The organism is Pseudomonas extremaustralis, assembly GCF_900102035.1.
GTDB lineage: Bacteria > Pseudomonadota > Gammaproteobacteria > Pseudomonadales > Pseudomonadaceae > Aquipseudomonas > Aquipseudomonas extremaustralis.
Window position 1 is genome coordinate 5,882,665 of record NZ_LT629689.1, and the last position, 25,985, is coordinate 5,908,649.

Annotated in this window: 22 protein-coding genes; 6 read left to right on the forward strand and 16 right to left on the reverse strand. The window is 59.5% G+C overall.

Translation table 11 applies throughout. The annotated features are described in order from the left end of the window. The 6 genes from BLR63_RS27150 to BLR63_RS27175 all read right to left on the reverse strand — a co-directional run bounded on the left by BLR63_RS27150 (window position 1) and on the right by BLR63_RS27175 (window position 5,482). Window positions 1–1,779 (reverse strand): non-ribosomal peptide synthetase, encoded by a 1,779-nt coding sequence (locus BLR63_RS27150; RefSeq protein ID WP_010562558.1) that lies wholly within the window; start codon window positions 1,777–1,779, stop codon window positions 1–3. After that, window positions 1,776–2,624, reverse strand: a complete 849-nt coding sequence (locus BLR63_RS27155) for an alpha/beta hydrolase (protein ID WP_010562559.1) — start codon at window positions 2,622–2,624, stop codon at window positions 1,776–1,778. The genes BLR63_RS27150 and BLR63_RS27155 overlap by 4 nt, the downstream gene beginning before the upstream one ends. Window positions 2,625–2,635: 11 nt before the next feature. After that, window positions 2,636–2,866 (reverse strand): acyl carrier protein, encoded by a 231-nt coding sequence (locus tag BLR63_RS27160; RefSeq protein WP_010562560.1) that lies wholly within the window; start codon window positions 2,864–2,866, stop codon window positions 2,636–2,638. Window positions 2,867–2,923: 57 nt separating this feature from the next. Next, a complete protein-coding gene (locus BLR63_RS27165; protein ID WP_010562561.1) occupies window positions 2,924–3,724 on the reverse strand; it encodes a hypothetical protein in 801 nt (266 codons plus the stop codon). Between the two features lie 63 nt (window positions 3,725–3,787). Then, complete coding sequence (locus BLR63_RS27170) at window positions 3,788–4,780, reverse strand: class I SAM-dependent methyltransferase (RefSeq protein WP_010562562.1); 993 nt, start codon at window positions 4,778–4,780, stop codon at window positions 3,788–3,790. Between the two features lie 30 nt (window positions 4,781–4,810). Next, complete coding sequence (locus tag BLR63_RS27175; RefSeq protein ID WP_042946307.1) at window positions 4,811–5,482, reverse strand: GntR family transcriptional regulator; 672 nt, start codon at window positions 5,480–5,482, stop codon at window positions 4,811–4,813. A gap of 100 nt (window positions 5,483–5,582) precedes the next feature. On the opposite strand from BLR63_RS27175, the gene BLR63_RS27180 reads away from it, so the two are divergent. The 3 genes from BLR63_RS27180 (at window position 5,583) to gdhA (ending at window position 10,191) form a co-directional block, all read left to right on the forward strand. Then, window positions 5,583–6,779 carry a benzoate/H(+) symporter BenE family transporter gene (locus BLR63_RS27180; protein ID WP_010562564.1) on the forward strand — a complete coding sequence of 399 codons (1,197 nt, stop codon included), beginning with the start codon at window positions 5,583–5,585 and terminating at the stop codon, window positions 6,777–6,779. Between the two features lie 119 nt (window positions 6,780–6,898). Beyond that, window positions 6,899–8,563 carry an energy-dependent translational throttle protein EttA gene (gene ettA, locus BLR63_RS27185; protein WP_010562565.1) on the forward strand — a complete coding sequence of 555 codons (1,665 nt, stop codon included), beginning with the start codon at window positions 6,899–6,901 and terminating at the stop codon, window positions 8,561–8,563. A gap of 290 nt (window positions 8,564–8,853) precedes the next feature. Further along, on the forward strand, window positions 8,854–10,191 hold the full coding sequence (gene gdhA, locus BLR63_RS27190; RefSeq protein WP_010562566.1) for an NADP-specific glutamate dehydrogenase: 1,338 nt from the start codon (window positions 8,854–8,856) through the stop codon (window positions 10,189–10,191). Here the strand turns inward: gdhA and BLR63_RS27195 are convergent. The 5 genes from BLR63_RS27195 to BLR63_RS27215 all read right to left on the reverse strand — a co-directional run bounded on the left by BLR63_RS27195 (window position 10,188) and on the right by BLR63_RS27215 (window position 14,018). Further along, window positions 10,188–10,685 (reverse strand): GreA/GreB family elongation factor, encoded by a 498-nt coding sequence (locus BLR63_RS27195; protein ID WP_010562567.1) that lies wholly within the window; start codon window positions 10,683–10,685, stop codon window positions 10,188–10,190. The two genes, gdhA and BLR63_RS27195, sit on opposite strands and share 4 nt — an antisense overlap. 70 nt (window positions 10,686–10,755) lie before the next feature. Beyond that, window positions 10,756–11,112, reverse strand: coding sequence for a hypothetical protein (locus tag BLR63_RS27200; RefSeq protein ID WP_010562568.1), 357 nt, complete (start codon window positions 11,110–11,112; stop codon window positions 10,756–10,758). A gap of 140 nt (window positions 11,113–11,252) precedes the next feature. Beyond that, on the reverse strand, window positions 11,253–11,558 hold the full coding sequence (locus BLR63_RS27205; RefSeq protein WP_010562569.1) for a chorismate mutase: 306 nt from the start codon (window positions 11,556–11,558) through the stop codon (window positions 11,253–11,255). Window positions 11,559–11,584: 26 nt separating this feature from the next. Further along, window positions 11,585–13,438, reverse strand: a complete 1,854-nt coding sequence (locus BLR63_RS27210; RefSeq protein ID WP_010562570.1) for an Lnb N-terminal periplasmic domain-containing protein — start codon at window positions 13,436–13,438, stop codon at window positions 11,585–11,587. Between the two features lie 91 nt (window positions 13,439–13,529). Next, window positions 13,530–14,018, reverse strand: a complete 489-nt coding sequence (locus BLR63_RS27215; RefSeq protein WP_010562571.1) for a DUF3015 domain-containing protein — start codon at window positions 14,016–14,018, stop codon at window positions 13,530–13,532. A 268-nt stretch (window positions 14,019–14,286) separates the two neighbouring features. Between BLR63_RS27215 and BLR63_RS27220 the strand changes: the two genes are divergently transcribed. Further along, on the forward strand, window positions 14,287–16,725 hold the full coding sequence (locus tag BLR63_RS27220; RefSeq protein WP_010562572.1) for a Lon protease family protein: 2,439 nt from the start codon (window positions 14,287–14,289) through the stop codon (window positions 16,723–16,725). Window positions 16,726–16,923: 198 nt separating this feature from the next. Further along, a complete protein-coding gene (locus BLR63_RS27225; RefSeq protein ID WP_010562573.1) occupies window positions 16,924–17,241 on the forward strand; it encodes a PA4575 family protein in 318 nt (105 codons plus the stop codon). Window positions 17,242–17,248: 7 nt separating this feature from the next. Here the strand turns inward: BLR63_RS27225 and BLR63_RS27230 are convergent, their stop codons facing one another. Beyond that, entirely contained in the window at window positions 17,249–19,072 is a 1,824-nt protein-coding gene (locus BLR63_RS27230; RefSeq protein ID WP_010562574.1) for a hypothetical protein, read from the reverse strand. Between the two features lie 163 nt (window positions 19,073–19,235). Between BLR63_RS27230 and BLR63_RS27235 the strand changes: the two genes are divergently transcribed. After that, window positions 19,236–19,724, forward strand: coding sequence for a TIGR00645 family protein (locus BLR63_RS27235; RefSeq protein WP_010562575.1), 489 nt, complete (start codon window positions 19,236–19,238; stop codon window positions 19,722–19,724). Between the two features lie 15 nt (window positions 19,725–19,739). Here the strand turns inward: BLR63_RS27235 and BLR63_RS27240 are convergent, their stop codons facing one another. From BLR63_RS27240 to BLR63_RS27255, 4 genes are all read right to left on the reverse strand, one after another. Then, window positions 19,740–21,173, reverse strand: coding sequence for an ArnT family glycosyltransferase (locus BLR63_RS27240; protein WP_042946311.1), 1,434 nt, complete (start codon window positions 21,171–21,173; stop codon window positions 19,740–19,742). A gap of 158 nt (window positions 21,174–21,331) precedes the next feature. Further along, window positions 21,332–23,494, reverse strand: a complete 2,163-nt coding sequence (locus BLR63_RS27245; RefSeq protein WP_042946313.1) for a methyl-accepting chemotaxis protein — start codon at window positions 23,492–23,494, stop codon at window positions 21,332–21,334. A gap of 138 nt (window positions 23,495–23,632) precedes the next feature. Further along, window positions 23,633–24,772 carry an HD-GYP domain-containing protein gene (locus tag BLR63_RS27250; protein WP_010562578.1) on the reverse strand — a complete coding sequence of 380 codons (1,140 nt, stop codon included), beginning with the start codon at window positions 24,770–24,772 and terminating at the stop codon, window positions 23,633–23,635. A gap of 76 nt (window positions 24,773–24,848) precedes the next feature. After that, window positions 24,849–25,781 carry a chemotaxis protein CheV gene (locus tag BLR63_RS27255; RefSeq protein ID WP_010562579.1) on the reverse strand — a complete coding sequence of 311 codons (933 nt, stop codon included), beginning with the start codon at window positions 25,779–25,781 and terminating at the stop codon, window positions 24,849–24,851. Window positions 25,782–25,985 lie beyond the last annotated feature (204 nt).

The window sequence follows — 25,985 nt, forward strand, 5'->3', positions numbered from 1 at the left end:
CTAAGCGTGGTGACTGAGGTTTTCATGCGTTACGTAGTACTGCACCCACTCCTGCAAGGTGTTCAACCGGGCGACTTCATCGAATGGGGTTTTCCTGCCAAGGGTCTGATTGATTTGGGTATGGGCCATCACGACGCTCAGGGACGAGGCGCCGTAGGCGTAAATGGAGTTTTCCAGTTGCAAGTCCTGCGTGCCCAGGATGCCGGACCACGCTTCCAGGACCGCCGATCCGGCTGCTGGCGCGCGCGCGCCCGTGGCGGGTGTTTTGCCGGCCAGTGATTGCAACGCGCGTTTATCGACCTTGCCGTTGGCGGTGAGCGGCAACTCGAATAACCGAATGATGCGGGCGGGCAACATATAGTGAGGAAGCCGGCCGGCCAACAGGCTCAGCAGCTTGCCTTCGTCCGTGTCCGGCCAGCCGTGCTGGAACACGATAAAGGCGTGCAAGCAGTTTTCCAGGGCGTTCATGGTCCGTGACAGCACCACGGCTTGTGCAATACCGGGCAATTGGGTCAGCGCCCGTTCGACCTCGGCGAGCTCCACGCGGTAGCCCTGGATTTTGACCTGTTCGTCGACACGGCCCTGATAGAAGAAAACGCCGTGTTCGTCCTCGATCACGTAGTCGCCGGTGCGGTAATAGAAGCCCTCTGGCCCGTGCAGGAAACGCAGGCGAGTCAGTTCATCGTCCAGGTAGCCCTGGGCCAGATTGCGGCCGCCCAGCAGCAGTTCGCCCGGAGTGCCGCGCGGCACCGGCCGAAGGTCAGCATCGACGACTTGGGCATGAACGTGCTTGAGCAGCCGGCCGATGGGAATCGCATCGTCGTCGATATCCTTGAGCGTGCTGAGGCAATGCCAGGTTGAAAACACGGTGTTCTCGGTCGGGCCATAGCCGTTCACCAGGGTAATGCCCGGGTTGGCGGCCAGCAGTGCCCTGGCATGGATCGGCTTGAGCACTTCGCCGCCGACATAGAGCACGCGCACCCCATCGAGCATCTGCAGACGGTGTTGCGCCACCAGATGAAACAGCGAGGTGGTCAGCAACAGCACCTCGCATCGGGCTGTTTGCACGCAGGCGGCCAGGGTCTCGATATTGAAAGCGCCGGCATGCAGGGTGACGCAGGCACCGGTGAGCAGCGGTACCCAGACTTCGAACACCGCAGCGTCAAAGCTGATCGAGGAATGATGCACATAGCGCCGGGCCCGGCCCTGGACTTGCTCCTGGACGTTCTCCACCAGGTTCAACAGGCCGTCCTCATGGATGCGGACACCTTTGGGCACCCCAGTGGTGCCGGAAGTGAACATTATTGTGATGACCCCGGTATCGACCGAGCGCGTCCTGGCCGGCCGACGAAAGGCCGGGCCTTGGGCAAGGAGGGCGCCTTGATCGTCCAGGCGAAAGTGGGTCAGGCGTGGATCGATATTTGTGTCGTCGGGCTGGCCGATCAACAACAGGTGGCTGCAACCGAGCTGATCGAGTTGCGCGACGATGCGTTTGGCCGGCGCGCTCGGGTCGAGGCTCACGTACGCCACGCCCAGCTTGCAGCAGGCCAGCAGCGCGACCAGGTAGGGCAGGCAACGACTGGCCATGAGCGGCAGGTAAGGCGCATCGGCCAGGCCATGGCGGCTCAGTTGCTCACACAGCCCGAGTACCTGCTGATGCAGCTGTCGATAGGTAAGACCGTTGCCCTGGTCGACGACCGCCACGGCGTTGGGGGTTTGCAGGCAGATCGATTGAAATCGGCGAAACACCTTGGTCGTTGGCCAGTTGTGCGCATTCATCGGGCAGCCCTCGGTGCATGACGGTTCAGGAACGCGGTCATTGCCTGATACAACGGTTCATGACCGTCGACAAAGTCATGGTGCTGCCCCACCGGGTCTTCGACCAACTCGGCGTGGGCCAGCCATGTCGCGACGTATTTGGAGGACGCCGTGTCGGTGTAGCCATCGTTGCCGCCACACCAGACCAGGGTCGGCGTCTCGACGGCCTGGGCCGCGTGGGTGATTTCGAGGGTCTTGAGGTGGTTGAGGAAGATCAGGTATTGGCGGAATGCCTCCACTTCACGCAGGGGCCGGACCTGTTGGTAGCGATAGTCGCTGGGCGCGTAGCGACTGTTGGCATGCAACAGGCTGACGGCCTCGTACACTTGGGCCCAGTTGCCCAAGGGGATCGACTGCATCATGCGTTCGACATCGCGCTCGTACTGGCTCTTGGCAATCGCGTCGCCCGGCAAGAAATACGCGCCGTTGAGCAACAGCAGTGCGCGGCAAGCGCCCTGGGCTCCCGCCAGCAACGCTACAGGCGCTGAAGAGCAATAGCCCACCAGCGCGTCCACCTGCATGCCTTCGGGCAACGCCGCGCATAGCTGCCGGTAGAAATCGGCGATGCCTTCGCTGGGCGTCGGCGCGGTGGCCGTTGCATAGGACAACACGGCGTCGCTTTCCAGGATGATCAGGTTGAAGCGGCTGATGAGAAACAGCGCGGCGTTTTTCATGTAAAAACACTGGGTACCCACTGGCGACAGCAGCAGCAAGGTCGGTCGCGTCGGGTCAACAGGCAGGCTCTGTACACACGCCACACTGCCGGCGCGCGACAGGTTCAGGGTCAAGTTGAAGAGGCTGTGCATAGTGCTCCCCGTCAGGCGTGTTGAGCGGCTGTTGCCGATGGCAACTGATCCAGGATCGTTTGTTTGCACGGGTTCAGGAAAAACTGCTCCATGTTGATATTGGCGCCAAACGTCGTGTTCACCTGACTGATCAACTGAACGGCGGTCAGGGAGTTGGCGCCCAAGTCGAAGATGTCTTCGTGATTGGCGACCGGGCGTTGGAATACGTCTTCGAAGAGTTTGTCGAGTTTTTCATCACGCATGATTGATCTGCCTTTTCTGTCAAAAAAGGGGCCGGTCGCCCGGCCCGTCAGTCGGCGTCAGGCGGCGACGCGATCAACTTCGGCCTGGAGCAGCGTGGCGTCGAGCAGGTCCCATAACGCCGCCAGGTTGTCGAGGAAGTCATCGGCGCCTTGAACGATCGCGGCGCTGTTCTGCGGGTTGAGGACTGAGCCGACGGCCTCGATGGCATTCTGTTCGTGCTGGCATTCGGCCCCGGTCTCGCCATAGTGCTCCACCAGATAGTGCATGGCCGGCTCATCGAAGCTGGCGCGATATAAGCCGCTGTCGACCAGGCAGGTTTTTTCCCCAGGGATCAGTTGTCGATTGGAGATGATCTCCAGCGCCAGCGCGGTGCCAAGGCTTTTGTACACATCCTGGGCGGCCGTCGACTTGCGTGTCTCAAACGTACGGATCGCCTTTTTGGTCTGAGGCATCAGGCCGGTGGCGAAGTCATAGCCGGGCAGTTGGCCGAGCAGTTCGTCGGAGCAGCGCTTGAGCATGGACTCAATGTGGATCTGGTCGGTCAGGTCATCGAAGATCGCCTTGCCGGGTACGGAGCGGTTGATGATATGGCCGGCCATCATGGCCAGTTCCGGGCCGTGGTTTTCCTCGCTGTCGACAATCTCCTGCAGCAAGTGGCTTTCGGTCGAAAGGCCGATCTCCTTGAGCCCTTGGGGCAGGTTCCAGCCGGGGCGAGTGGCATCGCAGAAGCTGCGAATATGGTGGAACAAGGCACCGATGGCCTCGGTTCCTGGGTTGACGCGGGCCCAGTTGTGAAAAATCGGATGGCTATAGCAACGGTGGGCTTTGACACGCTCTACAAGGGTTTCTACGCGCATGGTTGATCTCCCGATGAGTGGCGACTACATAGGATTCCTTACTGTTCAAGGTTGGGTGTTGCTCTAATGACCGACAATCAGGCGGCTGCCGGAAAGGCCGGGTTTACTTAAGGTCACGTCCATGAACCCGGCCTGTTCGAGCAGGGCTTTCCAGCCCTCCTCTGAGGGGAATTTGCGGTCCATGAAGTGGGTATGCAAAAACGTGAAGGCCAGCGAATAGGCGTTGTTCTCCCAGGGCGCATCGTCGGGGATGGCATCCGCTATCACCAGTTTGACGCGGGGCGAGGCGGCCTTGATGGCGGCCAGCAGGCTCGGCAGCACCTGGCTTTGCGTGGGGTTGAGGTCGTGGAAGACGAAACCGGCATGGATGACGTCGACATCCTTGAGCAAGGTGGGGTCGTCGATCAGGCTTTCAACCGGCGCGTGGATCACTTGGAGCCGATGGCTCAAGCCTTTGTCTTGAATGATTTCGCGGGCCTTCTGGCAGGCGCTGGCGCTCAGGTCGATGCCGATCGCAGTGGCTTGTGGCAACTGCTCCAGCAATCGGATCAGCAGGCCGCAGGTGCCTGAACCGAAGTCGATGATTTTCTTGGGCTGGGCTTGCAGGATTTCCCGTTCGGCATGGGGATAGAAGTCGGTCGCGCCCATCCACTTGGACGTGCGGGCCACGTGTTCGCCGTTGCGCACGTAGGTGTCGATGGCTGCATGCATGTTGTTGGCGAACTGCACCGGATGTTCGATCAGCGGTGCGCAAGACTGCAAGGCCCAGAGCAGGTAGCCGCAGTTGTTGACGGCCTCCGGCAGGGCGGCGGTGCCGGTGTAGCTGTCGGCGTGGGGGCCGGGGGCGGCCAATCCCAATTTGCACAGGGCCGCCAGGTAAGCATCGACAAAATGCCGCTGGGCACCGCTGAGGTTCACTACTCGTTCAGCGTCGAAGGGGTCGCCCTGCATCAACAGGTCGACCACCCCCAGGCGCGCGCCCATCTCCAGGAAAATCGATTTGCCCGCCAGGTTTTGCGCAGAGTCCATCGCTGATGCCGACATGACTTCGGTCATGATCTACCTCCTTGTAGAGTGAGCGTGCGCTCAGTTTTTTCGGTCGAAAAAGTTTTCCAGTGCAATGGCCGCCTTCGTCAAATGTTTGCGTACCAGTTCCTCGGCGCGGTCCAGGTCGTGGTGGGCGGCCGCTTCAACCATGGCCAGGTGTTCATCCTGCGACATGTGCTCGCGCCCCATGGCCGAGAGGTGAAAGCGCAGGTACCGGTCTTCGACGGACAGTTGCTTCTCCACCATTTGCAACAACTTGGCATGCGGCGTTTTTCCGTACAGGCACATGTGAAAACGCTTGTTCAATTCACCCAGCTGATCCATCTCCACTTCATCACTCATTTGCTGGATCAGATCCCGGGCCTGCTGGATATCCTCACTCGTCAAATGCGGAATCGAATACCGGATGGCAGCCGGTTCCAGTGCCAGGCGGATGGCGTAGTTATCCAGGCCATCGGCCTTGGATATCTGCGTCACGATCGCGCCCTTGTAGGGAACGAAATCCACCAGTGCCTGTGCCTCGAGTTTCTTCAGGGCTTCGCGAACCGGCATGCGACTGACATTGAAGGTTTGCGCCAGTTCTTCCTGGCGCAGAACCTCTCCGGGGGGGAGACGTCCCTCCAGAATCGCCTGCTTTAACACCTGTTCTATCTGCTCACTTGCAGTCCTGTGTTGAATATCTCCGAGGTCACTTAGCCGTTTGCTTTTCAAATCTACTTCTCTTTACTATCGGACAACATATCCAATATCCAATGGATATTGGTTTTAGCACCGGTTTTCAGAGAATGCAAGTGAGAGCGGGAGTAACGGTATGGGGGCCTTGGACAAGGCGAGAGCAGGGGCACAACGTTGGCCCGAAGAGGGCTGGAGCCTGATCAGCACCGGTGCCAGTGCCGCGCTGATCGGGTTTATCAGTACGTTCTTTATCGTGTTGCAGGGCTTGTACAACGTCGGCGCTTCTCCCCACCAGGCGGTGACGGCCCTGGCGGTGCTGTGCCTGTTCCAGGGCATCATGGGCCTCGTGTTTTCCCTGGCCACTCGAAAGCCCTATACCTTTGCCTGGTCGACGCCGGGGGCGGCGATTTTGCTCAGCTATAACCAACCGCTGAGCGGGTTTGAGGAAGCGGTCGGGGCGTTCTGCATGGCGGGTGGGCTGATGCTGGGGATGGCGCTGGTGCCGCGCCTGTCCCGCTACCTCGAGAAAATTCCCGTCAGCCTGTCATCCGCGATGCTGGCCGGGGTGTTGTTGTCCCTGGCCAAGTCCTTTGTGCCGGCCTTTGAACAGTACCCGCTGATCGTCGGGATGGTCGCGCTTGTCTGGCTGCTGCTGTTTATCGTCAAGCCACTGTTTTCGCTGCCGGTATCGTTGTGCGTGATGCTTGCCTATTTTTTGATCAAACAGCCACTGGGGCATGCTGTCGAAGTTTCCGACTATCGGTTCGAGTGGGTGGTCCCGGTGTTTACCCTCTCATCGTTCATCAACCTGTCGATACCGCTGTTTGTGGTCACGCTGTTCTCACAGAACATCCCCGGCTATCTGATCATGCGTAACAACGGCTATGCCACGCACTTCCCGGGCACGCTGTTCGTCACGGGGCTGGCGACCTCGTGCGCCTCGCTCTTGGGCTGTCACGGGCTCAACCTCGCGGCGCTGACGGCGGCCATGTGTGCAGGACCGCTGGCGTCGTCTGATAAGTCGCTGCGGTATATCGCCAGCTGTGCCGCTGGCGTCAGCTATTTGCTGATGGCGCTGTTCGCTGCCGGCCTGGTGAGCCTGCTGGCGGTGATTCCGTCGCCCGTCATCCTGGCCCTGGCGGCGTTGGCGATGTTCAGCACGCTGGCCGATGCGCTCAGGGACGCGCTCAAGCAGGACCTGTATTACCCGGCGGTCGCGACGCTGATGGTCACGGTGTATTTCCCCAACTTCTTCCACGTATCGTCATCTTTCTGGGGGCTGGTGCTGGGTACCTTGTTCTATCTGGCCTACAGCAAGAAAAAGCTGGATTGAAAGCACCTGTCAACCTGCCCGCCGTCGCCCACTTAGGTTAACCTTGAGGATTCGCAATACTATGTACAGCGCCATGACGCTACGTAGGCCTGTTCTCACTTTTTCATGAGGTCCAGATTTTGGCTCAATATGTCTTCACCATGCATCGGCTGGGAAAAGTTGTCCCTCCGAAGCGGGAAATCCTGAAAAATATTTCGCTGTCTTTCTTCCCAGGCGCCAAGATCGGCGTACTCGGCCTCAACGGTTCGGGTAAATCCACTCTGTTGAAAATCATGGCCGGCGTTGACACCGAGTTCGAAGGTGAAGCACGCCCGATGCCTGAACTGAACATCGGCTACCTGCCACAGGAGCCGATCCTGGACCCGGCCAAGACCGTGCGTGAAGTGGTCGAAGAGGCCGTCAGCGTGATCAAGGACGCCCAGGCCCGCCTTGACGAGGTCTACGCCGCATACGCTGAGCCGGATGCCGACTTTGACAAGCTCGCCGCCGAACAGGCCAAGCTCGAAGCCATCCTGCAGGCCGGCGACGGTCACAACCTGGATCGCCAGCTGGAAGTCGCGGCCGATGCGCTGCGCCTGCCGGCGTGGGACGCCAAGGTCGAACACCTGTCCGGTGGCGAGAAGCGCCGTGTGGCCCTGTGCCGCCTGCTGCTGTCGGCCCCCGACATGCTGCTGCTCGACGAACCGACCAACCACCTGGACGCCGATTCCGTCGCCTGGCTCGAGCATTTCCTGCACGACTTCCCCGGCACCGTGGTTGCGATCACGCACGACCGCTACTTCCTCGACAACGTCGCCGGCTGGATTCTGGAACTCGACCGTGGCGCCGGTATCCCTTACGAGGGCAACTACTCCGGTTGGCTCGAAGCCAAGTCCGACCGTCTGGCCGCTGAATCCAAGCAACAATCGGCCCACGAAAAAGCCATGAAGGAAGAGCTGGAGTGGGTGCGCAAAGGCGCCAAGGCCCGCCAGTCCAAATCCAAGGCGCGTCTGCAACGCTTCGAAGAAATGCAATCGCAGGAATTCCAGAAGCGCAGCGAAACCAACGAGATCTACATCCCGGCCGGTCCGCGCCTGGGTGACAAGGTCATCGAATTCAAGAACGTGTCCAAAGGCTATGGCGACCGCGTACTGATCGACAATCTGTCGTTCTCCATGCCAAAAGGCGCGATCGTCGGCGTTATCGGCGGTAACGGCGCGGGTAAATCCACTCTGTTCCGCATGCTGATGGGCAAGGAAACCCCGGATTCCGGCACCATCGAGATCGGCGAAACCGTGCAGTTGGCCTGCGTGGACCAGAGCCGCGAAGACCTCGACGGCAGCAAGACGGTGTTCCAGCAGATTTCCGACGGTTCCGATCAGATTCGCATCGGCAACTATGAAATCCCGTCGCGTACCTACGTGGGACGTTTCAACTTCAAGGGCGGCGACCAGCAGAAGTTCGTCAAAGACCTCTCCGGTGGTGAGCGCGGTCGCTTGCACCTGGCCTTGACCCTGAAAGAGGGCGGTAACGTCCTGCTGCTCGACGAACCGTCCAACGACCTCGACGTTGAAACCCTGCGTTCCCTGGAAGAAGCACTGCTGGACTTCCCGGGCGCCGCCATTGTGATCTCTCACGATCGGTGGTTCCTTGACCGCGTCGCGACCCACATCCTGGCCTACGAGGACGACTCGCAAGCGGTGTTCTTCGAAGGCAACTACACCGAGTACGAAGCCGATCGCAAGAAACGCTTGGGCGAAGCCGCTGCCCAGCCGCACCGTGTACGGCACAAGAAACTGGCCTGATTCGGGCGGGTTTGAACAAAGCGGAGTCCTTCGGGGCTCCGTTTTTTTTTGCCCACAAATCGATCAATTGTGGGAGGGGGCTTGCTCCCGATAGGGATTTCAAAATTGGTGCGTGACGCTATGTTGAAATCCCTTTTCGGGTGCGATAAATGCCTGTTTTTTGGGTTTATTTATATCCAATGCACCATTTAAATTCACAAAGGCGACATTTTGCCCTGTCGCGGTGCGACATGAATTGATAAAGTCCGGCTAAATTTCCGTTAAAAACAATCAATTTTCCGAGACTTCTCATGATCGAATCCGTCGAATCCTTCCTTGCCCGTCTCAAGAAACGCGACCCGGACCAGCCAGAATTCCATCAGGCCGTGGAAGAAGTCCTACGAAGCTTGTGGCCGTTTCTTGAAGCCAATCCTCATTACCTGACGTCGGGCATCCTTGAGCGTATCTGCGAACCTGAGCGCGCGATTATCTTTCGGGTGTCGTGGGTGGATGATCATGGCAAGGTCCAGGTCAATCGCGGTTTCCGCATCCAGATGAACAGCGCTATCGGTCCCTACAAAGGCGGCCTGCGCTTCCACCCGTCGGTGAACCTGGGCGTGTTGAAATTCCTCGCCTTCGAGCAGACCTTCAAGAACTCCCTGACGTCGCTGCCCATGGGCGGCGGCAAGGGTGGCTCGGACTTTGATCCCAAGGGCAAGAGCGATGCCGAAGTGATGCGCTTCTGCCAGGCGTTCATGAGCGAGTTGTATCGCCATATCGGCGCGGATGTGGACGTGCCGGCCGGCGATATCGGCGTGGGTGCCCGCGAGATCGGTTTCCTGTTCGGCCAATACAAGCGCCTGAGCAACCAGTTCACCTCCGTGCTCACCGGCAAGGGCATGACCTACGGCGGTAGCCTGATCCGCCCGGAAGCCACCGGTTTCGGTTGCGTGTATTTCGCTGAAGAAATGCTCAAGCGTGACGACCAGCGGGTCGAAGGCAAGCGCGTGGCCATCTCGGGTTCCGGCAACGTGGCGCAATACGCGGCGCGCAAAGTGATGGACCTGGGCGGCAAGGTGATTTCCCTGTCCGACTCCGAAGGCACCCTATACGCCGAAAGCGGTTTGACCGAAGCACAATGGTCGGCGCTGCTGGAGCTGAAAAACGTGCAACGCGGGCGCATCAGCGAACTGGCGCAGCGTTTCGGCCTGGAATTCCGCAAAGGTAAAACGCCTTGGGAACTGGCCTGCGACATTGCCCTGCCTTGCGCGACCCAGAACGAACTCGATGCGCAAGCGGCCCGCACCCTGCTGCACAACGGCTGTATCTGTGTGGCCGAAGGCGCGAACATGCCGACCACGTTGGAGGCTGTGGATATCTTTATCGAGGCCGGCATTCTGTTCGCGCCGGGCAAGGCCTCCAATGCCGGTGGCGTGGCCGTGAGCGGTCTGGAAATGTCGCAGAACGCCATGCGCCTGCTGTGGACCGCCGGTGAAGTGGACAGCAAGCTGCACAACATCATGCAGTCGATCCACCACGCCTGCGTGCATTACGGCGAGGAAAACGGTCGGGTCAACTATGTGAAGGGCGCGAATATCGCTGGCTTCGTAAAAGTTGCCGACGCGATGCTGGCCCAGGGCATCGTCTAAACCTCGGGTTCGATGCGCAGCACTTCGATCAATTGATCGCCGGCGGGGCGCTTCCACAGCACCTCGTCACCCACCTGGGCGCCCAGCAAGGCGCGGCCCAGGGGCGACCCCCAGTTGATCAGGTCCGCGCCGGCATCGGCCTGGTCTTCGCCGACCAGTTGTATGCGCTGCTGCTCGTCCTGTGCATTGGCGAAGGTCACCCAGCTGCCGATCTGTACCTTGTCGGTGGACGTGGCCGGTGCGACCACTTGGGCACTCTGCACCCGCTGGTTGAAATAGCGCAAGTCCCGCTCAAGGTCGGCCTGACGTTGTTTGTCGGCCTGTTCGCCCTTGGCGGACTCGAGGCTGTATTCATGCTGCAACTGCGCGACCTTGGCGTGTAACTGCGCCAACCCTTGCGCAGTGAGGCGATTGGGTTGCTCGCTGACTTGACGCTCTACAGGTGTGTCGGCCTGGGCGGCGGCGTTGTCTTCATTCACAAAAGCTCGGCTCATGACATTCTCCCTCTCTGGCGTTTGGGCCATGTTCGCCGCGCGTTAGTTTCACTGGATGCCTGAAAGCGACCTATTGCGAGCGATAGACTCTGCCCGCGTCGCGGTCTTTCTCCTGCTGCCAGGCGCGTTCGCGGTCGTTCCAGTGATTGTTCTTGTAGTCGCGTAACTCTTCGCTCTCGCGCATCGCCTTGCACTGGCGAAAGCCGTCTTCCCAGCCTTCGGCATACTGCCGATCCTGCAGATAGCGCGGCACGTTTTTGCGAAATTCCCCGTTGATCACCCCGGCGGCCTGGCGACCGCTGCTGCAGCCGTCGTCAAAACCATCGGCAAAGGCCGGCGGATAGCCCTTGTCCAGTAACTCCTGATGGGTCGACTGGCAACCCGACAGCCCCACCACCGCCCACAGCATTACCGCATACCGCCACATTGCTTGCTCCCTGGCCGTTTCACGGCTGATACGGACAAGTCTAGAAGGCGATTCGTTGGAGGGATGTGAAAGCGGTGTAAGAACAGTGTAGGCCTTGTGGCGAGCGGGCTTGCCACAAGGGTTTGGTTTTCCAGAGGAGGTTATGTAGTGGGGTTGATAGCCAGCCCGGCATGCTCATCCAATTCCTGGCGGATAAACGCTGCAATCATTGCGCGGTAGACCTGTTCAGTGACGTCTGGATTCGCATCGGCCAACGTTGCCAAATGACGCACCTTGGCGATCACTTGCTCAACCCGTTGTGGCGCCTTGACGTCATCCGTGTCTTTCTTGAAGCGCGCTGCCTGGGAGACATAGCGGCCGCGCTCTGCCAGCAGGGTGACGATTTGCTGGTCGAGGCGGTCGATGTTGTTGCGAACTTCTTCAAGCGATGTGCAGTTAACGGCCATGTTATTGGGACTCCTGGAGGTTGAGGTCAGTAGTGATACCACTTCACCTCAAGCATCACTTCATTGACCGGCGTCGACAAGTGGCTGTACTCGCGCTGGGCACTCAGGCGCAGGCCGAGGTTACGTGACAGTTCCCACTGTTGGTTCAGGCTGAGGCTGCGGCGCACTTCTCCATTGGTGAAGAAATCGCCCTTGGCTTCCAGGCTCAGGTTGCCCAGCGGGTTTTTCCACAGCAGGCCAGTGTTGAAGCCGGCGGCGGGGGAGATGGCTTCGTTGAAGTCGTTGTTGTGTTCCACGCGCACGGTGCCGAGGGCGAAGCCGAGCATGTCGTCGCGCAGTTGCCAGGTGCCGCCGGCGCCGCCGTTGACGTGGGTGACCAGGGTTTCGTCGTCATGTTTGCCCGGTACGCGCTCCAGGCCGCCAGTGACTTGCCATGACCAGGGTTGCAGCAGGGCGTTGCGCGGGGTCAGGGAGCGGATGGTGGCCAGGTCCAGTTGCTGCAATTGCCAGTGGTTGCCTTCGTACTGGCGCAGTTTCATCTGCAGGATTTCGATCTGTGCGCCGAGGGGGAAGCCTTCGGCGTTGTCGTTGAGGTCGTGGTAGGCCATGCGCAGGCCGTACTCGCCGAAGGCCTTGTCGCCACGGGTGCCGATGCCGGCTTGCCAGGTGCGCGATTCATGGCCGTTTTCCGGCAGGCCGGGGGGCGTGATCTTCAGGTCGGGCGCAGGGTTCTGGTTGATCGCGCGCAGCAGTTCATAGCTGCGCTGGGAGCGTGCGGTGTCGCGTTCCAGGCCATTGGCGCGGTAGCGGCCCAAGCGGTAGGCGGCGTCGATGATCAAGGCCTGGCGCTCGCGGGGCAGGGCTTTGAAGGCGGGCTCCTGCAATTGCTTCTGGTCGTCGCTGACCTTCAATACCCATTGCTGTTCGTCGCTGTCCAATGGCTTGGCGCGTTCGAGCAATTCGCGTTCACGGGAAGGGCGATAGTCGATTTTCTCCACCAGGCCGGCCTCTTTCACGGCCTTGACCGTATCGGTGGGGATGGCGGTCAGCGGGAATTGTTCGGTCAGGCGCAGGCCTGGGCGGGCCACTTGCAGCAACTCCAGCAGGCGGTAGGAGCAATTTTCGTCGAAGAAAAAGTAGTCGAACTGGATCTGCTTGAGCTCCCACACGTGCTCGACCATGCGCTCGGTCTCGACCTGGGTGAGGTTGAGGCGGTATTCCCACAGGTCGCGGTTTTCGAGGCTGCGGTACTCCGAGAGTTTTTCCTGATAAGGCACCAGGGCGAACAGGCCGGGGTAGCCGCCCATCAGGCCTTTCCAGGCATAGAGGATGCTGTTGTCCGAGCCTTCGATATAGGCGCCGAAGTTGATCGCATAGCTGAGCAGTGCAGTGTTGTTGCTTTGCACGTCGGCCTGATCGATACGCAGCAAGGTGTGGCCGAACATCGACGACGGGCTGTTGAGGTAGGCCGCCGGGAAGATCATAACCGCACTATGGGGGGCGACGTCCTTGAACCATTGCTTGAATTCGCTGCAGTCCACGGCCGGCAAGTCAGTGAGGTGCAACTGATCCTTGAGCCAGCGGGTACGTGCGGGGTAAACGCATTGGGCGTGTTTTTCACCCAGGCTGGCCGGCGCGTACAACGCGTCTACGGTGGCCTTGAGTTCGGCATCCGGGTGGTGGGCGCCATCGGCTGCGAGGAAGAATTTCTTGTCGCTGACATAACTGCGCCAGCCACTGATCTTGCCGGTTTCGTAATGGCCCAGGGATAACCAGAACGGATCGTTGGCCAATCGCTGCAAACGTTGATCATCAAGATGCGGGGCTGCGAACAGCGGGGCGCAAGCGAAGAGTGCCAGCCAGGCAAAGCGTTTGAGCATAGGGGCAACTTAATTCGGAAAAAGTGAGACCCGAAGGGGAGGGGGTCCAAAAACGAAAACCCGCGCCTCGAAAGGCGCGGGCGGGTCGAGCTTAAGCCTGGGTAGCGTATTTCGCCAGGCGGGCATCACTTTTCAGTACGGCCAGGGTGTTGTTGTGCACATCGTCAGCCGTTACGTCGGCCTTGCTGAAGATTTGCTGGAAGTGTTCGTGAGTCACGGCCGCGAAGTGCTCGCGATCTTCCGGTGCAACGCCCAGTACCACCGCGTAAGTGGTCAGTGCTTCGCCGTTGCCCTTGGCCATGTCTTCGGACAGTTCGTTCATCATGCCGTTCATGGCAATCCAGGACTTGCCGCCGTAAGTCAGTGCGCTGTTGGTGCTGCAGCCGTTGGTGCCCGAGGTCATGCCGAAGGTGGCGTTACCCGAAGTACCGTTGGTGGTGGAGGCCAGGAAGTGAGCCGGAGTACCGCGCTGGCCTTGGAACAGCATGTTGCCCCAGCCGCAGTTCGGGCCACCGGGTGCTTCAGCCATTGCATTGAGGGAGACGACGGTGAAGAGAGTACCGAGAAGGATCCGTTTCATAGCTTTTTTCTCTTTGTGTGCAAACCAATGGACAAGGGGTCAGGCACTTCATAGCGCCCTTGGGATCGGTTATTAGTCCAACCCGCGCAGTTTGGAGTTTAGGCACGTTCAAGGGGTTCCGTGATTTTTTATAAAACAATCAGAGTTTTCGCGATTTTTATGTAGGACGCATTCCACGCCCGTGCTTTCCCAAAAAGCGTGCCTTGCCATAGCGCGCAACGGGGAGCCAGAATGCCGTCATCTGCCCCGCCTGATGTAAGGAAGCCCGATGCCTGATCCTGTTGCTGCCAGCTTGCGTCTAGCGCCCGAAGCGCTGACTCGCCCTTTCTCCGCTGAACAGTTCAGCTTCTCGACCACCAATGATTTGGAGCCCTTTCGCGGTGTGCTTGGCCAGGAACGTGCGGTTGAAGCCTTGCAGTTCGGTGTGGCCATGCCACGCCCCGGTTACAACGTGTTTGTCATGGGCGAGCCGGGTACCGGCCGGTTTTCGTTCGTCAAACGCTACCTCAGAGCCGAAGGCAAACGCCTGCAGACCCCGTCGGACTGGGTCTATGTGAATAATTTCGATGAGCCCCGCGAACCCCGCGCCCTGGAATTGCCAGGCGGCGCGGCGGCGGCGTTCATCGCCGACATCAACGCCCTGGTCGACAACCTGGTCGCGACCTTTCCGGCGGTGTTCGAACACCCGACCTACCAACAGCGCAAAAGCGCCATCGACCGTGCCTTCAACCAGCGCTACGACAAGGCCCTGGACGTGATCGAACGCCTGGCCCTGGAAAAAGACGTCGCGCTGTACCGTGACAGCTCCAACATCGCCTTCACCCCGATGCTCGACGGCAAGGCGCTGGATGAGGCCGAGTTTTCGCAGTTGCCGGAAGTCGACCGCGAACGCTTCCACACCGATATCTCCGAGCTAGAAGAACGCCTCAACGAAGAACTCGCCAGCCTGCCGCAGTGGAAGCGCGAGTCCAACAATCAGTTGCGTCAGTTCAACGAAGAAACCATCACCCTGGCCCTGCAGCCTTTGCTGGCGCCGCTGTCGGAAAAGTACGCAGAGAACGCTGGCGTCTGCGGCTACCTGCAAGCCATGCAGGTCTATCTGCTCAAGACCGTCGTCGAGCAATTGGTGGACGACGCCAAGACCGATGCCCAAGCCCGCAAGCTGCTCGAAGAGCAGTACTGCCCCAGCCTGGTGGTGGGCCATCCGGTCAACGGTGGCGCACCGGTGGTGTTCGAGCCGCACCCGACCTACGACAACCTGTTCGGCCGTATCGAATACAGCACCGACCAGGGCGCGCTCTACACCACCTATCGCCAGTTGCGTCCGGGTGCCCTGCACCGCGCCAACGGCGGGTTCCTGATTCTTGAAGCGGAAAAAATGCTCAGCGAGCCATTCGTGTGGGACGCCCTCAAGCGTTCCCTGCAGTCGCGCAAGCTGAAAATGGAATCGCCCCTGGGTGAGCTGGGCCGCCTGGCCACCGTGACCCTCAACCCGCAGATGATTCCGCTGCAGGTCAAGGTGATCATCATCGGTTCCCGCCAGTTGTACTACGCGTTGCAGGACGCCGATCCGGATTTCCAGGAGATGTTCCGGGTGCTGGTGGATTTCGACGAAGACATCCCGATGGTGGACGAAAGCCTGGAGCAGTTCGCCCAGTTGCTCAAAACCCGTACCTCCGAAGAGGGCATGGCGCCTTTGACCTCGGATGCGGTGGCGCGCCTGGCTACCTACAGCGCACGGCTGGCGGAACACCAGGGGCGCTTGTCGGCACGCATCGGCGATCTGTTCCAGCTGGTGAGCGAGGCTGACTTCATTCGTCACCTGGCCGGCGACGAGATGACCGACGCCGGCCACATCGAGCGGGCGCTCAAGGCCAAGGCCACGCGCACCGGGCGTGTGTCGGCGCGGATTCTCGACGACATGCTCGCCGGGGTGATCCTGATCGACACTGCCGGCGCGGCGGTGGGCAAGTGCAACGGGCTGACGGTGCTGGAAGTCGGTGACTCGGCGTTCGGCGTGCCGGCGCGGATTTCCGCCACGGTGTACCCAGGCGGCAGCGGCATCGTCGACATCGAGCGTGAAGTCAACCTGGGCCAGCCGATTCACTCCAAGGGCGTGATGATCCTCACCGGTTACCTGGGCAGCCGCTATGCCCAGGAATTCCCGCTGGCGATTTCGGCGAGTATCGCGCTGGAACAATCCTACGGTTATGTGGATGGCGACAGTGCGTCCCTGGGCGAAGCGTGCACCCTGATCTCGGCCTTGTCGAAGACGCCGCTCAAGCAATGCTTTGCCATCACCGGCTCGATCAACCAGTTCGGTGAAGTGCAGGCAGTGGGCGGGGTCAACGAGAAAATCGAGGGCTTCTTCCGCCTCTGCGAAGCCCGGGGTTTGACCGGCGAGCAAGGCGCGATCATTCCCCAGGCGAACGTCGCCACGCTGATGCTGGATGAAAAAGTGTTGCAGGCCGTGCGGGCCGGGCAGTTCCACATCTATGCGGTGCGCCAGGCGGACGAAGCGTTGAGCCTGTTGGTGGGCGAGCCTGCCGGTGAGCCGGATGAGCAGGGGCAATTTCCCGAAGGCTCGGTGAATGCGCGGGTGGTCGAGCGTTTGCGTGTGATTGCGGAAATGATCAGCGAGGAGGACTTGAAGGAAGCTGAAAAAGAGTCGGCGCAGCAGGCGTTGGCTGAAACCAAGCCGACTTGATCCTTCAAGGAGACTGTGCGGTCACTTCGTCACAAAATTGACTCCAGGCTGGGGACTGACGCCCGTTGGTCCCTACAGCCTTGGTTTATCGTGTTTTTCTTCTATTCTGAGCCCTAGGGATATCCACCGGAATCGCCGGACAGAGACAGCCTCGCCGTAAATTCGAGGCTGAACACCGATCTACCGAGGGTCGCCGCCATGTCGCGCAACCTCTGCCTCACCCGCCAGTGCCTCGGCCTGGTCACTCGAATCGAATGCTGCGTACGCCCTCTCGCCCGCGAGAATGGCATGTGGACCTTGCTGTTTGCCGCTGGAATGACCGGTGAGCAACCTTCCACCATCAAGTCCCAGGGGCCGTTCCAGGGTGCCGTCGTGGCGGAAACCATGTTGCAGGCCATCGTGGAAAGCCTGACCCAGCAGGGTTACCAGTTGGCGGATGACCCGCAGATCTGGTGCCTGCATATGCAGGCCCATCTGCGACAGCTCAATGGCGCGCAGGAACGCCTGGCGCTTTAATCCTCGCTCATTTGCTTTCGGGCTTGTCCAGCTTGACCTCGAAGCCGTATTGCACGGTGCTCAGGTTGGTGCGCTGGTAGCTTTCCAGGGCTGTCGGGCGGCCATAGAAGTAATGCACGTCAAACAGCGCCGTGCCGTACTCCTCGGCATGGTGGCTCACGCCGAGAATCTCCTTGAGGTAGTTGCCGCTGGCATCCTTGGCATAGAAGCGCCAGCTGTCGGCGGGAAATGCCTTCTGATCGACGATCAGCGCGTTGTCCTTGAGGGACAGCCCTTTGGGGAGCTTGGCCGCGTCGATCTGGCCTTTTTCGACGGTGGCCAGGAACAGTGGAATCGAGCCCACCACATAGGCCGGGGTTTCCGGGAACAGGTTGAGGTCGTAGGTGAGCGTGCCGCGCGCCGGGTTCAGTTCATAGGCTTCGGCCGGCAGCTCGATGGGCTCCCCGCGCTCGCCCTTGTCGTCGGCGGTAAAGAAGGTCACCGGCGATTCACTGCTGTTGCGCTCGCTGCCTGCCAGGTCGTCATTAAATGTGAACGGGTGATCGAACACGATATGCGCGGCGCTGGCGTCTTCGACCGACTGGCTGATGGTGACGCTGTTCTTGAGCTGGTCTTCGGTCAGGTTGGCATCTTTGAGCCAGTCGGCGGCGCCGTCGTCATACACGGTGACAGGCATCGGCAATGGTTGGACGGCTTTTTCCAGGCTGTTCTTGTCGAAGCGCAGGACCGGCAGGTCGAGGTCCTTGCGGGTGACGGTGGCCGTGGAGAAATCCAGCACGTTGATCTGCAGGGTGTCGATCAGGCCGTTGAAATACACCTTGGCGTAATGGCTGCTCTGCTGGTGCTCGAAGGCCTTCTGCGCATCGGTCAGTTGCTTTTCGAATGCCGGCGACCAGGCCTTTTGCTTTTGCATTTCGGCCAGTTGTTTCTCGTAGAACGCCACTTGTGCAGCGCTTTCGTTAATCGAACCTGAGCGTGTGAGGAATTGCCCGGTGCTGTCCCGCGCCTGCACAAGCAGAGGGTTGGGCGTTACGTCCCCGACTTCCGGGGCTAGCGGCTTGCTGTTGGTCAGCTCGATCTCGGCGTAGTTTTTCTCAAGCAACAGCAGGTTGACGGTGATATTGCCATCGGTGCGCTTGTGGCCCACGTCCTGTTTGGACAGATCGAAGCTCAGCACTTTGCCCGGCACGACCACTTCCACCTTGCCCTTGAGACTGACGGGCTGCGGCTGGCGCTTGTTTTCCGTCTCGATGCCGTCAATGAACGGGTAGGTCACCGTCAGGTCATCCGGGTTGGTCAGGTTGGAGCTGCTGGGGCTCAACTGAATGCCGGGATCGGTTTCCGACCATTCGGGTTGGAACGGCACCACCTTGTTGTTGCTCAAGGTCACGGATTGCCATTCCAGGCCGTGGGGGAAAGGGAACTGGTCCGGCATATTGAAGTTGAACGGGAAGACCGGCTGCAGATCGGTCAAGTAGTCGGAATGCGAGGTCTTGCGTAGCACGAACAGGCCATTGATGTAGGTGTCGACCAGCGCCTGGGGTGTGGGGTAATGCTTGAGCAGCGCCAGGCTGTCTTCGCCGTATTCGGCCTCGATGGGCTTACTGGCGAGCTTGGCCTGTGCGCGCTCGAGCAACAGCAGCGAGCCACCGAGATCGGCGACGGCGTCGCGCAATTTGGGGTCCTGGATGCTGTCGAGGGAGTGTTCGAATTTTGCGGTTTTCTCTTCGAGGGTGGTTTGCTTCTGTTCATCGCTTGGGGAACAGCCGCCCGCCAGCAGCAATGCCGCGCACAGGCCTAGATTGGCCAAAGGGGATCGCACATCCATCATCTGAGTTTTTCCTGTCCGACGTCATCGTGCCGAGTTAATGGGCTCGACACTAGCAGAAAAATCCTCTTACAGATGCCGCCCAGGTCAGTTTTCTCGCGGTTACAGGGGGTAGGTGGCGGCTGATATACTCGCCGCCATTTTTAGCCATGCTGTGTGAGAACCAATGGAACGCTTTATCGAAAATGCGATGTACGCCTCGCGCTGGCTGCTGGCGCCGATCTATTTCGGCTTGTCCCTCGGGTTGCTGGCGCTTTCGCTGAAATTCTTCCAGGAAGTGATTCACCTGCTGCCGAGCGTGTTCTCGATGGCCGAGTCCGAGCTGATCCTGGTGCTGCTGTCGTTGATCGACATGGCTCTGGTCGGCGGCTTGCTGGTGATGGTGATGATTTCCGGCTACGAGAACTTCGTCTCGCAGCTGGATATCGATGAGAACAAGGAAAAGCTCAACTGGCTGGGCACCATGGACTCTTCGTCACTGAAGATGAAAGTGGCCGCCTCCATCGTGGCGATTTCCTCGATCCACCTGCTGCGCATCTTCATGGACGCCAAGAATGTCGATCCGCAGCATTTGATGTGGTACGTGATCATCCACATGACCTTCGTGGTCTCGGCGTTCGCCATGGGTTACCTGGACAAGCTCACCAAGCACTGAGCCCCCGCGCCGGCCTTACTGCGTGATGAAGTAGTAAGGCTGGCGGCTGATCGACATCTGCTTGACGATCGTGATCGGGGCGGTCAATTCGTTGGTATGGTCCAGCAGCGCAACGTTGCCGGGCTTGGCGGCCAGGTAGCTGCGCAGTTCCGGTTCGGTTTGCAGGATCGGCAAGTAAGCCTGCAGATAGAACATGCTGGCCCCGTCGATTCGCTCGTTGGGCTGGAACAACGCCACTTCCTTACCTTCGGCTTGCAGTGCCTGGATCTGGCGGATCACCGGTACGAACGACTCGCGCACGTCGGCTTTAGGGGCGAACCAGAAGGCCGCGCTCAGGTAGCAGGCGATGATCACGGCGAACACGCCGCCGATCACGATCTTATGCGACTGATACAGCGCCGGTTTGTGATCTTTGAGCCAGTACAACAGCACTCGCGCATATTCGGCGGCCAATACGGCGGCGGCCGGTGTGAGGGCCATCAGGTACACCGTGCGCTTGCTGGAGGCCAGGGTCAGCAGGGTGAATTGCGCCACCAGCCATACGCAGAAAAACAGACGGTAGCGGTTGCGCACCAGGCTTTTACGGAAGTGCCACAGCCCCAGGTACACCAGGATATTCCACGGCAAAAAGGCTTCGGGCAGTTTGGCGATGTAGTAGTAGAAGGGTTCGTAATGCCCGGCTTCGACAAACGAGCCGCTGAACCGCCCGACGCTGTTGGTCCACAGCACTTCGCCCACCGCCTGCAGCCCGCCGCGCTGGAACAGAAACCCCAGCCAGATCAGCAATGGCACCAGCGCCAGCAAGGTGAACAGCGCCGGCCGGAGCCAGTCGCCGATGCGCAGGCGTTTGTCCATCAGGCTGGTGCTGGCAAGGTACACAAAAATCACAATGCCCGGCATCGCCAGGCCCAGTACGCCTTTGCTCAGGGTGGCAATCACCATCCCAACGGTAAACATTGCCCATGCGCCCGTGGCCGGACCTTGGCGTTCGGGGCGCATCGCCTGGTAGAACGCCAGCAGCGCAGTGGTTACGCCCAGGCTGAGCAATGCATCTTCACCCACGCCCCGCACGTTGCCCCAGTAACTGGCCATGGTCGCCAGGATCAGTGCCGCGCTGAACGCCAGTGTCTTGGGGCGGCCGAACGTGCGCAGCATCCCATAGAGCAGCATCACGCTGAACAACCCGGCAAACGCCGAGGCCAGGCGCACGGCCCAGGTGGTCGCGCCAAACAGGCGGATCGCGCCGGCGTCCAACCATAGGCTCAGGGGCGGTTTTTCGAGAAAGGGTTCACGAAACAGGCGGGGCACCACCCAGTCGTTGTCCAGGTGCATGGCCGTGGCGATCCCGGCGACGCGGGCTTCGGTGGAACCTTGCAGCTCATGGCCACCAAGGGCGAAGAAGAACAATAGACCAGCAAGCAGGAGTAGTAGGGGAACAGGACGCGTCATGGAATCGGGCTACCGGAGCAGGGGACCATTCGAGGGAACGGCTCGCAATCGGTGAGTATAGGGAGGCGATTCTTAATATTTCATGAAAAGGCGTGGCTTTTTTGCGGAGGGACCGGGGCGGTGGCTTATTTCCTCCCCGGTTTCGCTACCGATGGGTGTTATGTCGCCTTGACTTTAAACCGGCTCAACCCTTGCTGCATGGAGCTGGCTCGTTCCGAGAGATTGCGAGCCGCCACCGCACATTGTTGGGAGTTGGCCTGGTTCTGCTGGGTGACTTCATCGATCTGCTCCAGGCCGATACTGGCCTGCTGCAAGCCCGAAGCCTGTTCGCTGGACGCCTGATAGATCAACGAAACCAGGCTGGACACAGTGCTGGTGCCGGTGACGATGTTACGCAACGAGTCGGCTGTGCGCCCTGCGATGATCATGCCGCGCTGGGTCTTGGTCGATGAGTCGGCGATCAGCGCAGCGGTCTGCTGGGCCGCTTCGGCGCTGCGGGCGGCGAGGCTGCGCACCTCATCGGCGACGACGGCAAAGCCGCGGCCCAATTCTCCGGCGCGGGCCGCTTCGATCGCAGCGTTCAAGGCCAGCAGGTTGGTCTGGGCGGCGATGTTGTCGATGGTGGTGATGATCGCAGTGATGTCTTTGCCGGAATTGTCGATTTCGGCCATGGCAGCGATCAGCTCGCTCATCAGCTTGTCACTTTCCCCGGCGTCGGCGCGGGAAGCCTGGGATTGTTCGTCGGCCTTTTTCGCATTGGCGGCGTTGTCGCGGGTCTGCGCGGCCATTTGTGTCATGACGGCACTGATTTCAGTGATGGACGACGCCGAATTGGATGCGCCGTCGGACAACGACTGGCTCAAGTCGGTGACCTGTGCGGAGCTGCCGGTGATTTGCGTGGCACTGGCCTGGACCTGGGAGATCAAGGTGTTCAAGTTGCCGACCATTTTTTCCAGGGACTTGCCCAACGTATCGTTGGGCGAAGACAGGCGCACCTCCAGGTCCAGATCGCCTTCGGAGATACGTTCGGCCACACGGACCTGGCGTTGCAGGCTTTCGGACATCTCATTCAAAGCCAGGGACAACTGGCCGACTTCATCGTCGGATTTCTGCACCAGGCGACGAGAGAAATCCCCCAGGCTGATCGTGGCAGCCAAGGCCGCGGCTTCACGAATCGGCCCGACGATTTTGGCGGTGGCAAACCACAGCGCCAGCAAGGCCAGCAATGAGATACCCAGGCCGACCGCGACCTGCCAGATACTGCTGCTGACGCCACGGGATTGCAGCTCTTTCTCCAGGACAATAGCCTGGCTCATGACCACCGCCTTGGGCAGGTGGATCAAGATGGCCCAGGGTTTTTCGGTGCGGCCCAGGACGATCGGCATCTGCACTTCGATTTCCTGGGAATCCTGGTTGAGTCGGCTGTCGCCCTGGCCTTTCTGTACATTGGCCAGCACCTTTTCCCAGGTGTCAGGGAGCAAGCCTTTGAGCGGCTGGCCGATCAGCTCTGGGTGTTTACTGTCAGCCACCACCAACCCCTGATTGCTCAGGATCGATACGGAGCCTTTGCCGCCATAGAGGTCGGCGGACATTTGCTCGCTGAGTTTCTGGATAAACGAAATGTCGTAGTCCGCACCGACCACGCCGTAAAACTTGCCATCGGCGGTGATCGGCACCGAAAGCGTGGTCAGCCACACATTTTTGCCTTGCACCACGTAGGGAATGGGGTCGAGCACGCTTTCTTTGCGGGTGTCCCGGGGGCCGCTGTACCAGCCACCCTTGAGCACGCCATTGGGGTGGCGGGCATCGGAGTCGTATTCGACCAGTGGTTGCACGGCAACATGGCCGTCCGAGCTGCGCGTCCAATAGGGCGTGAAACGGCCGGTCAGCGGGTTGTTACCGCCTTCGTTGTTACGAAACGCCTGGTCCTGGCCATCCACCGCATCCGGTTCCCAGCATGAATACGTGCCGTTGAAGTCGGGGTTGTCCTTGAGCACGCTGAGCAGCATCGTATTGATTTGGTCGCGGCCGAGGGCCAGCGGGCTCTGCGCACTTTTGCTCGCGCCCAGCGCATTGGCCAGCGTGCGTGCCGAGTCCAGGGCATTTTGCAGTTTTGCCTTGATCGCATTGGCACGGGACTCCGCAAGGTTTTGCACTTCGCGAATGGTGCTGCTTTCAATCAATGCTGAAACTTGTGTGCCCACATAGGCTTGGTTGGCATTGGACGAATAAAGCCCATATGACACCAGACTCGCGCAAGAAATTAACAGGCAGAGTCCGGCTGTGAAGCAAATCCGAGTCTGTAATGAGTTGAATTTCATGGTGTTTCCCGCCCGTGTTCGTAGTTGCCGACATGACTGTATGTTGGCATTTCAGTTTGTTTTTGTTCGCAAGGCTTATTGCTCGATCAAGGGCTGCTTACGCATATAAGTGCGGTACAGCTGGGTGCTGCCTTAATGCTATTCGGGGACTTCATCGTTGAGCCAAAAACGCTCGGTATTCTTAAAATCGTAACGTTGTGGCGGCACGCGCGCGATGATGCGATCGGTTTGTTCGGGGTCACTCAGGTCGACTATTCTCGGCGTTATATAGATATTTAATACCGGTAAGAAGAACAACTTGACCTTTGGCGTCAGTAACGAGGCGGGATGTTGTTCGATCACCACGCCGATACTGCCACTTTTCAATTGAACGATAGACCCCACCGGATAAATGCCCACGGACTTCAAGAACGCGCGGAACACCTCGTCGTCGAAATGCCCGTCCCATGTGGACATTTGCTGGATCGCGACCGCCGGGTCCCAGGCCTGGTTGTAGGCGCGGTCCGAGGTGATGGCATCGTAGACATCGCAAACGGCGGCCATGCGTGCAAACAGACTGATCTGGTCGCCCGCCAACTGATGGGGATAGCCGTTGCCGTCGACCCGCTCATGGTGATGCAGGCACACATCCACGACCATGTCGCACATTTGCGCGGTGGCCAGCAGGGTTTTCTCACCCTCCTGGGGGTGGGTGCGCATCAGTTGCACTTCGTCATCGTTCAAGCGCCCAGGCTTGTTGAGGATCGCACCCGGAATGGCCATTTTGCCGATGTCATGCAGCAGGCCGGCCATCCCTGCTCGACGGGTCAGTTCGGCGGGGAAGTTCAGCTGGTTGCCCAGGGCAATCATCAGCGCACACACGGACACTGAGTGCATATAGGTGTAATCGTCGAGGCTTTTCAGGCGCGCCAGGCTGATGAATGCATTGGGATGGCGTGCGATCGATGAGGCAATGTCGTCGACCAGTGCGCCGATATTTTCCAGCTCCAGGGCGCGGCCCATGCGGACATGGCTGAACATCTCGACCACGGCGGCCTTGGCGCGGGTACAGATTTCCTGGGCAGCGACCAGCTCGTCTTTCATGCAGGTGGGGGGGATCGCAGTTGCCGCAGGTGCTTGCGCGGTGGCCGGGTCCGATGAGACGGCCGTCTCGGCAGGCGATGGGGCACAGCCCATGGCGCACGGGGCATTCGAGGGGGCGTTACCGGTGAGGTCACTCCAGTACGGCCGTGTCTCGCTGTCTGGCGCCAGATAATAGAACTCGTTGCACTTCAACATAATCTGCCCTCAATGGGTTTTATTCTTATGTGTTTCCTTACAGCCTCCTTGGCTTGAGTGTCGTTGGGTCGACGCGTCAGTTCGGGTTAACAGCTTTGATACGTGAGACGACACGACCGGCCAGGTCATCGGGGCGGAACTTGGCGAGGAAGTCATCGGCCCCGACTTTCTTGACCATGGCCTGGTTGAACCCACCGGAAAGCGAGGTGTGCAGCACAATGTGCAGCTTGGCCATGCGCGGGTCGTTGCGGATCTCGGCGGTCAAGGTGTAGCCGTCCATCTCCGGCATCTCGATGTCGGAAATCATCATCAGAAACTCTTCATCCGGCTTGCGCCCTTCGTCGAGCATGGCGCGCAGGTAATCAAGCGCCTGGCGGCCATCGTTCAAGGCCACCACCTCGACGCCCACGGTCTCCAGGCAGCGGGTGACCTGCTTGCGCGCAACCATCGAATCATCCACGGTCAGCACGCGCAGGTGGCGGGCCAGTTGGGTGACGTCGTGTTCCACCACGCCGCTGGATATTTCCTCGGACGATGGCGAAATTTCTGTCAGCACCTTTTCAACATCGATGATCTCGACCAGGCGGTCGTCGGTGCGGGTGACGGCCGTCAGGTAATTGTTCTCACCACTGCCCTTGGGCGGCGGATGAATGTCTTCCCAGTTCAGATTGACGATGTGTTCGACCGCGTAGACGAGGAAGCCCTGAACGCGATTGTTGTACTCCGTCAGAATGATAAAAGCGCTCTCCTGATCCTCGACGCCGGGCAGTCCCGTTGCCATGGCCAGGTCAAGGATAGGGATACACACACCCCGGATATTGGCAACGCCACAAATATTGCTATTAGACTTTGGTATCGAAGATAGCTTCGGGCAGCGTATAACTTCGCGAACTTTAAATACGTTGATCCCGTACAGTTGCTGATTGTTGAAACGGAATAACAACAGTTCGAGCCTGTTCTGCCCGACCAGTTGTGTGCGGCTGTTAACGGATGCCAATACACCGGTCATACACACTCCTGGAACCTGGTTGGACAGCGTTGATGTCGTAATGACATTAGCATATGTAAGGGAATGTAAAATATATGTGAAATGAAATAATGCGCGCAGTTGTTGTTAACGCGATCTGAAGACAGGTGCGCATCTATTCGCACGAGTGTTTTAAATTAGTTAGTTTGCTAACTTGCTGTTTCTTATTGTTGAGAATGACTTAGA

Bases quoted from the DNA above. Each gene is read 5' to 3' on its own strand.
- BLR63_RS27155 (WP_010562559.1), bottom strand. From the start codon at position 2,624: ATGCACAGCCTCTTCAACTTGACCCTGAACCTGTCGCGCGCCGGCAGT.
- BLR63_RS27215 (WP_010562571.1), bottom strand. From the start codon at position 14,018: ATGAAACGGATCCTTCTCGGTACTCTCTTCACCGTCGTCTCCCTCAAT.
- BLR63_RS27230 (WP_010562574.1), bottom strand. From the start codon at position 19,072: ATGATGGATGTGCGATCCCCTTTGGCCAATCTAGGCCTGTGCGCGGCA.
- BLR63_RS27180 (WP_010562564.1), top strand. From the start codon at position 5,583: ATGGGGGCCTTGGACAAGGCGAGAGCAGGGGCACAACGTTGGCCCGAA.
- BLR63_RS27250 (WP_010562578.1), bottom strand. From the start codon at position 24,772: ATGTTGAAGTGCAACGAGTTCTATTATCTGGCGCCAGACAGCGAGACA.
- BLR63_RS27235 (WP_010562575.1), top strand. From the start codon at position 19,236: ATGGAACGCTTTATCGAAAATGCGATGTACGCCTCGCGCTGGCTGCTG.
- BLR63_RS27255 (WP_010562579.1), bottom strand. From the start codon at position 25,781: ATGACCGGTGTATTGGCATCCGTTAACAGCCGCACACAACTGGTCGGG.
- BLR63_RS27245 (WP_042946313.1), bottom strand. From the start codon at position 23,494: ATGAAATTCAACTCATTACAGACTCGGATTTGCTTCACAGCCGGACTC.
- gdhA (WP_010562566.1), top strand. From the start codon at position 8,854: ATGATCGAATCCGTCGAATCCTTCCTTGCCCGTCTCAAGAAACGCGAC.
- BLR63_RS27170 (WP_010562562.1), bottom strand. From the start codon at position 4,780: ATGACCGAAGTCATGTCGGCATCAGCGATGGACTCTGCGCAAAACCTG.
- BLR63_RS27160 (WP_010562560.1), bottom strand. From the start codon at position 2,866: ATGCGTGATGAAAAACTCGACAAACTCTTCGAAGACGTATTCCAACGC.
- BLR63_RS27195 (WP_010562567.1), bottom strand. From the start codon at position 10,685: ATGAGCCGAGCTTTTGTGAATGAAGACAACGCCGCCGCCCAGGCCGAC.
- BLR63_RS27220 (WP_010562572.1), top strand. From the start codon at position 14,287: ATGCCTGATCCTGTTGCTGCCAGCTTGCGTCTAGCGCCCGAAGCGCTG.
- BLR63_RS27165 (WP_010562561.1), bottom strand. From the start codon at position 3,724: ATGCGCGTAGAAACCCTTGTAGAGCGTGTCAAAGCCCACCGTTGCTAT.
- BLR63_RS27240 (WP_042946311.1), bottom strand. From the start codon at position 21,173: ATGACGCGTCCTGTTCCCCTACTACTCCTGCTTGCTGGTCTATTGTTC.
- BLR63_RS27150 (WP_010562558.1), bottom strand. From the start codon at position 1,779: ATGAATGCGCACAACTGGCCAACGACCAAGGTGTTTCGCCGATTTCAA.
- BLR63_RS27200 (WP_010562568.1), bottom strand. From the start codon at position 11,112: ATGTGGCGGTATGCGGTAATGCTGTGGGCGGTGGTGGGGCTGTCGGGT.
- BLR63_RS27205 (WP_010562569.1), bottom strand. From the start codon at position 11,558: ATGGCCGTTAACTGCACATCGCTTGAAGAAGTTCGCAACAACATCGAC.
- BLR63_RS27225 (WP_010562573.1), top strand. From the start codon at position 16,924: ATGTCGCGCAACCTCTGCCTCACCCGCCAGTGCCTCGGCCTGGTCACT.
- BLR63_RS27210 (WP_010562570.1), bottom strand. From the start codon at position 13,438: ATGCTCAAACGCTTTGCCTGGCTGGCACTCTTCGCTTGCGCCCCGCTG.